Source organism: Spirosoma areae (assembly GCF_054781775.1).
This window is the reverse complement of record NZ_BAAGTT010000046.1, coordinates 50257-62702: the sequence shown is the minus strand read 5'-3', so window position 1 is coordinate 62702 and position 12446 is coordinate 50257. Positions and strand designations below refer to the sequence as shown.

Here is a 12446-nt window from a genome sequence, read left to right as displayed (position 1 = left end):
ACGCCGTTTGGGAATCTTGCACTGATTAATTCACTTCAACACGGGCCTGAGTATTTCCCATACCGTATTGGCCACAATCTTATGGCCGGCGGGTGTTGGATGAATGCCGTCGGGCTGATTGAGTTTTGGCACACCGCCCACGCCTTCGAGCAGAAATGGGATTAGAATCGCCTTGTTTCTGTCGGCCAGTTCCTTAAACAAGGTCCGAAATTCGGCTGCGTAAGTCGTACCCATGTTGGGCGGAATCTGCATACCGGCCAGTACAATCGTTGCCTGCGGGCTTTTCCGGCGGACGGTATCCATAATGGCCTGCAGATTTTGCCGGGTTGCTGTCAGAGGAAGACCACGAAGTCCGTCGTTGCCACCCAGTTCCAGGACAAACACGGCTACGGGCTGGCGCATAACCCACCCAATCCGGCTTTTGCCACCGGCCGTTGTTTCGCCACTCAGTCCGGCATTAACAACCTGATACGTTAAGCCGGCAGCGTCAATTTTTTGCCCGATTAATGCTGGAAACGCCTGCGAAGGCTCAACGCCATAACCGGCTGTCAGGCTGTTGCCGTAGAACAGCACAATTTGTTTTTTAGCGGTCTCGACTGGATTGGCTGCTGCCTGCGTAGATGGAGCAGCACCCGTATTGGCGTCCGTTTTTTTTTCGGATGAGCCACATCCCCAGACCGTTAAGAGGAGCATCAGCCCGCTTATCACAGAAAAGGACGTTTGTTGGTTTAAGCAGAACTTCATTGATTTTATGTCGGTTTGATTTAAACAAAGAAAAGAGGATATAAAAAGTTTCATATTCCAGGTTTCAGGTTCCAGCCGGGCCGCTGGAGCAGTTGGCTGTTAAACTTGAAACCTGGTACTTGAAACGTTAAACAAATTTTACGTTCCAATGAGTATTCTGCGCGTCGAAAATCTTACGAAAACCTATTCGAGTGGAGGGCGTGACCTGACTGTACTGCACGGCGTTAATTTTACCCTCGAACCGGGCGATACGTTTTCCATTGTCGGGCCATCGGGCAGTGGTAAAACTACGTTGCTGGGCTTGTGTGCCGGTTTAGACCGGGCCTCGTCGGGCAGTGTATATCTGAACGATGTTCGGCTGGATACCCTCAGTGAAGACCAGCGGGCGGCCATCAGGAACCAATATGTGGGCTTTATTTTCCAGAATTTCCAACTACTGCCCACACTCACAGCACTCGAAAATGTGATGGTGCCGCTCGAACTTCGGGGAGAGAAAGGAGCCGCAAAAGCCGCCCAGGCACTGCTCGACCGAGTTGGTTTGGGCAATCGCGGACACCATTACCCAACGCAGCTCTCAGGGGGCGAGCAGCAGCGCGTTTCGTTGGCGCGGGCTTTTTCCAACCGCCCTAAACTGCTTTTCGCGGATGAGCCGACCGGTAACCTCGATGCCGATACCAGCGCTACCGTTGTCGACCTGCTCTTTGAACTCAACCGCGAGGCCGGAACAACGCTTGTCCTCGTTACGCACGACCTTGACCTGGCTTCCCGAACCCAGCGCATTATCCGAATTAAGGGAGGGGCGGTGGTAAATGATAGAATGACTGAATTGTTGAATGATTGAATAGCTGGCGTATACAATCATTCAGTCATTCTATTATTCAACATTCACTATGGATACCCCTCGTTTTCATCCGTTGCTCTATCCCCGTCCAGGTTCGGCCTGGCTGTTTCGTATGGCCTGGCGCGATAGTCGTCGGAGCCGCCAGCGGTTATTGTTGTTTATGTCGGCCATTGTGCTGGGCATTGCCGCGTTGGTAGCTATCAATTCCTTCGGCGACAATCTGGCCCGAAGCATTGATGAGCAGGCCCGCGAACTCCTCGGGGCCGATCTCACCCTTTCGTGGAACCGACCGCCATCCGCGAAAACGCAGCAGTTGCTCAAAACCATTGGGCGTGACCGGGCGTATGAAGTCTCATTTGCGTCGTTGGTTTCCATACCCAAAACTGGGGGCGTTCGGCTGGCGCAGGTGAAAGGGTTGCAGGGAAATTTTCCGTATTATGGAACGTGGGAGGTACAGCCTGCTTCGGCTATCGCGTCGTTTCGGCAGGCAGCCAGCCGGGTAGCCTTAGTCGACGATGCGCTCTTGGTGCAGTTGGGCGCTCAGCCCGGCGACTCGGTGCGGGTCGGTAATCTGTCATTTTTGATTATGGGGCGAGTGACCAAAACACCGGGGCAGGCAGCCATTGCTGCCACCGTTGCACCCACGGTATTCATTCCCAACCAGTTTCTGGCCAATACCGGGTTATTGCAGCGCGGCAGCCGGGTGAACTACCGATATTACTACCAGTTTCCTTCGGGCACCGATATTGAGAACTACCTTAAAACCGTGGCGGCACGGTTCGATAAAGAGGGCGTGAATTACGATACCGTTGCCGGACGCAAACGGCAAACGGGCCGCTCTTTCGCCGATTTGACGAAATACCTGAGTTTAGTGGCCTTCGTGGCGCTGTTGCTGGGCTGCGTAGGGGTAGCCAGCGCGGTGCAGTTGTATGTAAGGGAAAAAGTGACGTCGGTCGCTATTTTGCGAACGCTCGGTGCCAGTGGACGGCAATCGTTTCTGATTTATTTGCTCCAGACGACACTTATGGGTCTGCTTGGCGCGGGTGTCGGTGCATTTCTGGGTTCGGCGGTGCAGTTGATTTTACCGCGCGTGTTTGGCAATTTTCTGCCCATCACGGTCCAGACGACCTTGTCGGTACCGGCTATTCTGGGCGGTATCGGTACCGGGTTGTTGATTTCGGTGCTGTTCTCGTTGCTACCCTTGCTGGCCATTCGGAATGTTTCGCCCCTCCGCGCCCTGCGTTCGTCCTACGAGGATGACCTGAATGGCAGAGATCCGTTGCGGTGGCTTGTTTATTTGCTGGTTATCGGGTTCATCGTCGGGTTTGCGTATTTACAAACCAAAGACCTGATGCTGGCTGTTGGCTTCACGGCCGGGCTTACCCTGGCGTTTGGCATTCTCACAGCCCTCGGTCTGGGGTTAATCTGGTTAGTGCGCCGATTTTTTCCGGTCTCGTGGAGTTATGTCTGGCGGCAAAGTCTGGCCAACCTGTACCGCCCCAATAACCAGACGCTTATCTTGGTTACGTCCATTGGGTTAGGCGCCTTTCTCATTGCTACCCTCTACCTGACGCAGGGGCTGCTGCTGGGTCGGGTAGAACTGTCGGGTAGTGGCAAACAGCCCAATATGGTGCTGTTCGACATTCAGAATGAGCAGTTGGCGGGCGTTCGGTCGTTAGTGAACGCGCAAAAACTACCCATCATGCAGGATGTGCCGGTTGTAACGATGCGTTTAGCTGACATCAATGGTAAGTCGACTGGGGTAAGTCGTCGGGATACGTCGGCAAAAACACCAAACTGGGCCTTCACCCGGGAGTATCGGGTGACGTACCGCGACTCGCTCAGTTCATCGGAGAAACTGACATCGGGAAAAGCGCCCTATCAGGCGAATGGCAATGCGTATATTTCCATAGAAAAAGATTTCTTTGAGCGGCTTCATATCAAACTCGGCGATACGCTCAATTTCAATGTGCAGGGTGCCCCAATTCCGGTTATTGTGGGCGGCACTCGGGACGTTGAATGGGGTCGGCTACAGACAAACTTTCTGATTGTTTTCCCAACGGGTGTGCTGGAGCAGGCTCCGCAGTTTCATGTGCTGATGACCCGCGTGCCCGATAACCGAACGTCGGCTCAACTGCAACTTGGGCTGGTCAGAAACTTCCCCAACGTTTCGGCTATCGATTTGGGGCTGATCCTGAAAACGGTCGATGAGATTCTCGGTCAAATTTCGTTCGTCATTCAATTTATGGCGCTGTTCAGTATTCTGACCGGGCTTTTAGTGCTGGCCAGTTCGGTGGTTATCAGCAAATACCAGCGGCTGCGCGAAAGTGTTTTGCTGCGAACCCTGGGAGCGAGCCGGGGGCAAATTTTGCGTATTACAGCCTTAGAGTACGGTTTATTGGGTTTACTGGCAGCCTTTTCGGGTATTCTGCTTTCTATTGGTGGCACGTGGGCATTGGCACAATTCGTTTTTGACGTGCCTTACCGACCCGATTTTATACCGCTACTCACGATTACAGTTGTCGTAACCCTATTAACCCTGTTGATTGGTGTGTTCAATAGCCGGGAGGTACTGGTACGCCCACCACTGGATGTGCTGCGGGCCGAAGGCTAAGTAGTCCTGGGGTCGTATTTACACTCACTTCCACTGCATCACATCCAGCACATTTGGGCAGAAATCGTATTCGGCGGGCTGATTTGAGCCGATTAAAAGAAGTTGATCGGGGCTGAGCTGGCGAACCTGCTCGTGATACCAGGCAGCGCCCTGCCGGTCGAGATTGGCTGTTGGTTCATCCAGAATAACGAGGGGTGCTTCGGAGAAAAACGCCAGCCCCAGCTTGACGCGCTGTTTCATTCCCGACGAAAAATACTTAATCTCCTTATGGCGGGCAGGGGTCAGCGCTAAGCGTTCGGCAACGGTTTCGGGCGTAAGACCAGCCCGGAAAGGTTTAAACGTTTGATGAAACGTCAGCAATTCATCTAATGTCAGCTCTTCCACCAGTTCCAGATACGGAGCCGCAATGGTCACCTGCCGAAACCAATTGTCAGAGTCGATTTGCTTGCCGTTCCGCGAATACGTTAACTGGCCTTCTGTGGCAGGCAGACTCCCGGCCAGCAGTTGTAGCAGTGTCGATTTTCCGCTGCCGTTTGGCCCCACGAACGTATAACTCGTGCCTGCGGAAAGCGTTAGGTCGACGCCCCGAAAAATCCACTCTTTTCGGTATTTTTTGCCGATTTGTTCGGTTTTGATCGTCAACATGGCCTCGTGACTTCACTTCACCGTGGCCTGTGTCCCCACAGGCCACTTATGCGTCAGCAATAGCAACCATTCGGTCGAGTGGCCTGTGGGGACACAGGCCACGATAGTGTGGTAACTTCACTTCACCGTGGTGTTAAGCCTTACTCCCGCTCTCCGTTCGACGATGGCCCGCGCATGATCCCGCGTTCGGACGAACGAATAAAGTTCACAATTTCGTCGCGCTCATCGGAGGGGGGGAGTTCGAGTTCAACCTGGGTTAGCGCATCGGCATTGTTCAGACCGCGCAGATATAGATACCGATAAACTTCCTGAATTTCATTGATACGCTCATTTGTATACCCTCGTCGACGAATGCCTGTCGAATTAATACCAACGTAGGTCAAGGGTTCACGGGCCGCTTTCGCAAAAGGCGGAACGTCTTTACGAACGAGTGAGCCACCCGAAATAAAGGCATGAGCGCCGATGCGGGTGAACTGAAGCACCGAACTTGACCCGCCGATAATAGCCCAGTCTCCCATGTAAACGTGGCCTGCCATCTGCACATTGTTGGTGATAATGCAGTGATTACCAATGCGGCAGTCGTGGGCTACGTGGGCGTAAGCCATAATCAGGCAGTGGGTCCCAATTTCAGTTTTCCAGTGTTCTTCCGTTCCCCGGCTAATGGTAGCATACTCGCGAATGGTCGTATTGTCGCCGATGTAGGTACGGGTGTATTCATTATTGAACTTCAAATCCTGGGGAGTTGCTGAAATAACAGCCCCCGGATAAATCTTGCAATTCTGGCCGATGCGCGCCCCTTCGTTGATAACTGCGTGCGAACCGATCCACGATCCTTCGGCAATCTCAACGTCTTTATGGATAACCGCAAACGGCTCAATCACCACGTTGTGGGCAATCTTTGCTTCGGGGTGAATGTAGGCTAATGGTTGAATCATTTTTTCAAAAATGTACAATGAGTAATGAACAATGAGTAATGAACGGCGAAGGAGAGAGCTAATCCTGCATTATTCATTGTACACTATTCATTATTTTTTCTTCACTAAACTGGCAATCATGTCGGCTTCGCAGACCAGTTGGTTGCTAACGTAGCCCCGGCCCTGCATTTTCACAATGCCCCGCTTCATAGGCGACGTAAATTCGCACTTGAAGATGACAGTATCTCCCGGCAAAACGTTTCGCCGGAAACGGCAATTCTCAATCCCGACCAGAAATGGCCAGTAGTTTTCGGGATCAGGCACTGTGCTAAGCACCAGAATACCACCGGTTTGTGCCATTGCTTCGAGCTGCATAACGCCGGGCATTACCGGATTGCCCGGAAAGTGACCTGGAAAAAACGGCTCATTCATGGTCACGTTTTTGAGGCCTACCACGCTGTTTTCGTCTAACGCGATGATTTTGTCGATCATCTGGAACGGGTAGCGGTGGGGCAGCAACTGCGATATCCGGTTAATGTCCAGCACGGGCGGCTGCGTTGAGTCGTACTGCGGCACCTGATTGGCCGCATTTTTCTGAATCAGCTTCTTTATTTTTTTGGCAAATGCCACATTGGCTGCGTGGCCCGGCCTGGCTGCCAGAATCTGGGCCTTAATGGGGCGGCCAATAAGGGCCAAATCACCAACTACGTCGAGCAGTTTGTGGCGGGCCATCTCGTTCGGGTGGTGCAGTTGAATGTTGTTCAGAATGCCTTCCTGTTTGTTTACGCTCACCTTGGGTTTATGAAGCAAGTCGGCTAAATAATCCAGTTCGCCATCTTTCACATCCCGGTCAACAATCACAATAGCATTTGTGAGGTCACCACCTTTAATGAGATTCTGCTTGTAAAGTGCCTCTAATTCGTGCAAAAAGACAAACGTGCGGGAACTGGCAATCTGTTCAGGAAACTGGCTGATGTCGTTCAGGTAGGCGTGCTGGCTGCTGATAACCCGTGAGTTATAGTCAACCATTACCGTCAGGCGATAGTCGTTCAACGGCAGCGCTGCCAGTTCGATGTCTTTTTCGGCATTGCGGTAATGAACATATTCACTGACTTCAAAATAGTTGCGGGTCGCATTCTGTTCTTCAATACCGGCATCGCGCAGCGCATCGATAAACTGAATCGAAGACCCGTCCATAATGGGCGGCTCGGGGCCATCCAACTGAATCAGAATATTGTCTAACTGCAACCCCACCAGCGCGGCCAGCGTATGCTCGACGGTGTGGACCCGGGCGCCACTCTGTTCAATGGTTGTGCCGCGCGAGAGGTCGACAACGTTATCCACGTCGGCATCAACAACGGGACTCCCCGGCAGGTCGATGCGCTGGAATTTATAGCCATGATTGGTAGGGGCGGGCAGGAAGGTCATCGTTGCCTGAACGCCTGTGTGCAGGCCCACCCCCGATACCGAAACGGCTTTTTGAATCGTCTGTTGTTTGGTATTCATTCGTACATTATGAGTAGTGAGAGGTAAGTCGTAAGTCTCTTAAACCAACTTATCGCTTGTCACTTACGACCGTTTTTCATTTTTCTTCTCTAAATTGGAAAGTCGTTGTTCCAGCGAGGGCAACCGGCGGAACACAGCTAAGGAGCGCATACTTTCTTTAAGGCCGAATGCCGGGGAGCTATTGATGGCCGTATTTTCTTCGTCAATGCTTTTCCCCACCCCCGATTGCGCCCCCACTTTGGTTCCGTTGGCAATAGTCAGGTGGCCCGCAAAACCAACCTGACCGGCAATAACACAGTTTTCGCCAATCTTAGTCGACCCCGAAATGCCCGTCTGGGCCGCAATAACGGTGTTTCGGCCGATTTCGACGTTGTGCCCAATCTGAATCAGGTTATCGAGTTTAGCGCCCGTCCGGATAATGGTTGACCCCAGCGTAGCACAGTCAATGGTCGTCCCGGAGCCTACATTCACCCAGTCTTCCAGAATCACATTGCCGAGTTGCGGAATGGTCTTGTAGGTACCATCGGGCTGGGGCGCAAAGCCAAACCCTTCGCTGCCAATAACCGCGTTGGGGTGAATGATGCAATGCTGCCCGATGAGGCAATTATCCAGAATGCGGGCACCCGGATGGATGATGGTGTTGTCGCCGATGCGAACATTGTTGCCAATGTAGGCATGTGGATAGATTTTGACGTTTCGGCCAATCTGGCAGTTGTGTCCAATATAGGAAAACGCCCCCCGGTAGCTTAACTCGCCAACCCGGCTCTCGTCGCCAATATACGAGGGCTGCTCAACACCGACCCGCGAAAAGCTTAGCTGTTTGTAATATTCCTCTAACAGGCGTGCAAAAGCCGTGTAGGAATTTTCCACAAAAATCAGGGACGAATCAACGGGTTTTTTAGGCTGGAATGACTGATCGACGATTACCGCCGATGCCTGAGTAGTATAGATATACGGCTCATATTTGAGGTTCGACAAAAACGAAATATCGCCTGGCTTTCCCTCTTCAATTTTAGCTAATCCGGTGATTGCCAGTGACTCATTTCCGGCGACTTCGCCCCCCAGCAGCGTGGCAATCTGCTTGACTGTAAACTTCATATGCGTATGACGGCCGTCGCAAAGCACTCGCTATTGGCGAGCGATCAGGCCGCTAAGGTAGCTAACAAATTGGACTTTTCCGCAATGGGTTAGGTAGGTGGCGTAAGTAAAACAGGTCGGGTCGTGGCGTGTGTCTGGGCATTTTGTTTACCAGTGCAGCTATTTCACTACGTCACTAATTACTAAATCCCTCGCCCAGCATACATAATATCGGCGAACAATGTTGGTCAGCACCTGAATATTCGACAGGTCCGATGCATCGGCAATGTCAATGACCCGGCCCGATTTGAGTTTAATGGCAATCCGGTCGCCGGAGGGCAGGTAAGCCGCGTTGGTTGCCTGCCCTTCCACCAGAAAGTACGACAGCCAGTCGTCGGGCAGGCCAGTTTGGTGCAATTGAACTTCGAGTTCGTTGAGCAGTTCGCCCGCAAACGGCTCGGTCGATAGCATAATTTTGAACAGTTTCCGGTCGAGCAGCATATTGCAGAGCATCGACAAAACCGGGTCCGCATGCGAAGCTCCCTGTTTTATACACGCCCAGATATCGAAGTCATCTAACTTAGTGAAGGCGTTGAGGTACATCGAATTCGCCTGAAAATCAGTTAGGGAAACACTTTTGCTTAGAAATAACCGGAACGCATCCGACGCAAAAATCGGCTCCTGGCTCGGTAGTCGAGTCAAAAACCGCGCCCGGCGCAGAATCTGCACCAGCATGGACTCGCAGCAGATCGAGGTTTTGTGCAGATAGACCTGCCAGTACATCAACCGCCGGGCATTCAGGAAATTCTCAACACTCAGAATGCCTTTCGCTTCCACAACCAACTGGTCGTCAACTAAATCGAGCATTTTAATGATGCGTTCAGCGCCAATGGCTCCCTCTGCAACGCCCGTATAGTAGCCGTCGCGGTTGAGGTAATCCATGCGGTCCATGTCCAACTGACTCGAAATAAGCTGATGGAAAAAGGGGCGCTCATAGGTGCCATCGAACATGCGGATAGCCAGCGATAAGGCTCCCCCAAATTGGTGGTTGAGGTCGTGCATGATCATCAGCGAAATCGCTTCATGCGGCACATTGTCCAGCAAACAGCACTCCAGCACGTGCGAGAACGGCCCATGGCCAACATCGTGCAGCAGGATGGCAATTTGGGCGGCTTCGCACTCCGTATCGCTGATGCGGTGGCCTTTGCTTTGCAGCGTGCTCATGGCCTGGCCCATCAGGTGCATAGCCCCCAGCGCGTGATGAAAGCGTGTATGCAAAGCGCCCGGATAAACGTACTCCGACAGACCCAACTGCTTAATCCGCCGAAGTCGCTGGAAGTAAGGGTGCTCAACCAAATCGAAGAGCAACTCCGTCGGGATGGTAATAAACCCGTAAACGGGGTCATTTAGAATTTTCTTCTTGTTAGGCGTTGCCATCAGGCAAAGATAGTTCAGATTAGGATTACAGGATTTTGAGATTGTGCATTGAAAATCCAACCAGTTCTGCAATACTGTCAAAAAATTCGTAAATTTGCATCGCTGAATCTGAGCAATCAATCAGCAATGGGCTTGTAACTCAGTTGGTTAGAGTGCCTGACTCATCGAAGTATTGTTCTTTGATATTGTGAAATAACTATTTTTTTGTAAATTGAGTACTTAACGACTTGGTTTATGAAAAGAGTATGTGTGGTTTGTGCGAAGCCTATTGATGGTCAGAAGCAGAAGTATTGTGGTAACACATGTAAGCAGAAAGATCACTATCACCGGGTAAAGGCACAGACAAATACATATCACTCCCAAACGATTCGGTCACTTGATTGCAAACTCAAGTTAATCAGTCTGTTGGGTGGTAAGTGTGTCCGGTGCGGTTATTGTGCAAACATTTCCGCTCTACACTTTCATCATGTTGATTCGTATCAGAAGTCATTTAAATTAGACTCGCGCATTTTGTCTAATAAGAAATGGAGTCTGATTGCTGAAGAAGCAAACAAGTGTTAATTAGTATGTTCCAACTGCCATGCAGAAGAACATAACCCGGAACTCACCTTTCACAATGTACAACGAATAGTCGCTGGTGCCTCCCGTGAGAAATCACAGGATGAGCAGGGGGTTAATTCAGGGAAGCCTTACCAGATGCTTTTTGCAGAGTATGCTGATGGTAATCCTGAGCCAAATTAGGCGAATGGTTAGAAAATCGGTCCGCCGATACGGTAGCTTAAACGGTGCAGAGACTAAGAAGTGAGGAAACCAACCAATACGCTTCTACTAACGCCCCCCGCCCTAACGATTGACTTTTTAAGGTCAGACGAGGGTGATGAGATAGTCCAACTACTTTGGGAAACCAGAGGAAAGTGAATCAGTAAGTCCCAGGTTCGAGTCCTGGCTGGCCCACAAAAAACCTCCATGTCTATATGATGTGGAGGTTTTTTGTTTGACCAATCACTCAGAAATTAACCTACAGCTTCAGCCGCTGCCCGACCAGCGGTGCGACCCGAAAAGATGCACCCACCCAGAAATGTGCCTTCTAAAGCCCGGTAGCCGTGCATTCCACCCCCGCCGAATCCGGCTACTTCGCCAGCAGCATACAGACCGGGAATGGGTTCACCATCAGCGCTCAATACCCGGCCCGATAAGTCGGTTTGGAGGCCACCCAGCGTCTTGCGGGTCAGGATGTGCAACCGAACAGCAATCAGGGGTCCGGCGGCCGGGTCGAGTAATGGATGTGGTTTAACGGTTCGTATCAACCGGTCGCCGAGGTACTGGCGCGCTCCCCGAATGGCGGTAATCTGTAAATCCTTGCTGAAGGGGTTGAGAATCTGGCGGTCGCGGGCAACTATCTCGCGTTCGAGCGATGCCAAATCAATGAGGTTTTCGCCCGTCAGCGCGTTCATGCCTGCCACGAGGTCGGCCAGGTTGTCTTTCACAATAAAATCAATGCCGTGCTTTTTGAAGGCTTCGACCGGGCCGGGGGCCGCTTTGCCCGTAGCCCGGCCCAGCACCTGCCGCCAGCTTTTGTCCGTTAAATCAGGGTTTTGCTCGGAACCCGACAGTGCAAATTCTTTTTTGATGATGGCTTGGTTCAGCACAAACCAGGTGTAGTCGTAGCCCGTTGTTCGGATGTGCCGGAGTGTGCCGAGCGTGTCGAAGCCCGGAAATAAGGGAACAGGCAGCCGATTACCAGCCGCATCGAACCACATTGAGGAGGGGCCGGGCAGAATACGAATCCCGTGCTGGCTCCAGATGGGGTTCCAGTTCTGAATGCCCTCGGTATAGTGCCACATCCGGTCGCGGTTGATCAGGTTGGCCCCGGCGGCTTCGGAAATGGCCAGCATACGCCCGTCTACGTGCTCTGGCACACCCGACAACATGTGCTTAGGTGGCTCGCCTAACCGCTTCGGCCAGTTTTGGCGAACCAGGTCGTGGTTAGCGCCAATACCGCCCGATGTGACGATAACAGCCTGCGCCTGAAACGTGAATTCACCCACGACCACACGCGAGCTTTTCTCCCCGCGTTTGGCCAGGCTGGGTTCAAGTATGTCGCCCCGGATGCCATTGACGATGCCGTTGGTCAGCGTTAATTCGTTGACCCGATGGCGAAATTTCAGGGTAATCAGGCCGCGTTTTACCGCTTCACGGACGCGGTGCTCAAAAGGAGCCAGCACGCCGGGGCCTGTGCCCCAGGCAACGTGAAACCGGGGAACCGAGTTGCCGTGGCCGATGGCGCCATAGCCTCCGCGCTCGGCCCAGCCAACAACGGGAAAGAAACGAATACCCTGCTGGCGCAGCCAGGACCGTTTTTCTCCGGCTGCGAAGGCAACATAAGCCTCGGCCCATTGTCGGGGCCAGTGGTCCTCGGGTCGGTCGAAACCGGCGCTGCCCAGCCAGTCAGTAAGCGCCAGGTCATACGAATCGCGAATTCTCAACCGACGCTGCTCGGGGGAATCAACTAAAAATAACCCCCCAAACGACCAGAATGCCTGTCCGCCCAGGTTTTGTTCTGGCTCCTGATCGACAATAAGCACCCGCCTGCCCGCGTCGGCAAGCTCAGCGGCTGCTACCAACCCCGCCAGCCCTGCTCCAACGACGATTACATCTGTATCCATTT

At 52.4% G+C, this 12446-nt stretch carries 9 protein-coding genes; 2 read left to right on the top strand and 7 right to left on the bottom strand.

The window, feature by feature from the left end:
• Positions 1-30 precede the first annotated feature (30 nt).
• Positions 31-744 (bottom strand): arylesterase, encoded by a 714-nt coding sequence (locus ACYVI1_RS28135; RefSeq protein WP_460914667.1) that lies wholly within the window; start codon positions 742-744, stop codon positions 31-33.
• A gap of 148 nt (positions 745-892) precedes the next feature.
• On the opposite strand from ACYVI1_RS28135, the gene ACYVI1_RS28130 reads away from it, so the two are divergent.
• Both ACYVI1_RS28130 and ACYVI1_RS28125 read left to right on the top strand, forming a co-directional pair.
• The gene (locus ACYVI1_RS28130) at positions 893-1585 is read left to right on the top strand and encodes an ABC transporter ATP-binding protein (RefSeq protein WP_460914666.1); all 693 of its coding nucleotides are present in this window, start codon (positions 893-895) and stop codon (positions 1583-1585) included.
• Positions 1586-1697: 112 nt separating this feature from the next.
• Positions 1698-4199, top strand: a complete 2502-nt coding sequence (locus ACYVI1_RS28125) for an ABC transporter permease (RefSeq protein ID WP_460914754.1) — start codon at positions 1698-1700, stop codon at positions 4197-4199.
• A 24-nt stretch (positions 4200-4223) separates the two neighbouring features.
• Here the strand turns inward: ACYVI1_RS28125 and ACYVI1_RS28120 are convergent, their stop codons facing one another.
• The 6 genes from ACYVI1_RS28120 to ACYVI1_RS28095 all read right to left on the bottom strand — a co-directional run bounded on the left by ACYVI1_RS28120 (position 4224) and on the right by ACYVI1_RS28095 (position 12444).
• Positions 4224-4844, bottom strand: a complete 621-nt coding sequence (locus ACYVI1_RS28120) for an ABC transporter ATP-binding protein (protein ID WP_460914665.1) — start codon at positions 4842-4844, stop codon at positions 4224-4226.
• 140 nt (positions 4845-4984) lie between these two features.
• Positions 4985-5779 carry an acyl-ACP--UDP-N-acetylglucosamine O-acyltransferase gene (lpxA, locus tag ACYVI1_RS28115; RefSeq protein ID WP_460914664.1) on the bottom strand — a complete coding sequence of 265 codons (795 nt, stop codon included), beginning with the start codon at positions 5777-5779 and terminating at the stop codon, positions 4985-4987.
• Positions 5780-5869: 90 nt separating this feature from the next.
• On the bottom strand, positions 5870-7264 hold the full coding sequence (locus ACYVI1_RS28110) for a bifunctional UDP-3-O-[3-hydroxymyristoyl] N-acetylglucosamine deacetylase/3-hydroxyacyl-ACP dehydratase (protein WP_460914663.1): 1395 nt from the start codon (positions 7262-7264) through the stop codon (positions 5870-5872).
• A gap of 63 nt (positions 7265-7327) precedes the next feature.
• A complete protein-coding gene (lpxD, locus tag ACYVI1_RS28105; protein ID WP_460914661.1) occupies positions 7328-8362 on the bottom strand; it encodes a UDP-3-O-(3-hydroxymyristoyl)glucosamine N-acyltransferase in 1035 nt (344 codons plus the stop codon).
• 159 nt (positions 8363-8521) lie between these two features.
• Positions 8522-9778: an HD domain-containing protein gene (locus tag ACYVI1_RS28100; protein WP_460914660.1), complete on the bottom strand. Its 1257-nt coding sequence runs from the start codon at positions 9776-9778 to the stop codon at positions 8522-8524.
• Positions 9779-10791: 1013 nt separating this feature from the next.
• A complete protein-coding gene (locus tag ACYVI1_RS28095) occupies positions 10792-12444 on the bottom strand; it encodes an FAD-binding dehydrogenase (protein WP_460914658.1) in 1653 nt (550 codons plus the stop codon).
• Positions 12445-12446: the final 2 nt, after the last annotated feature.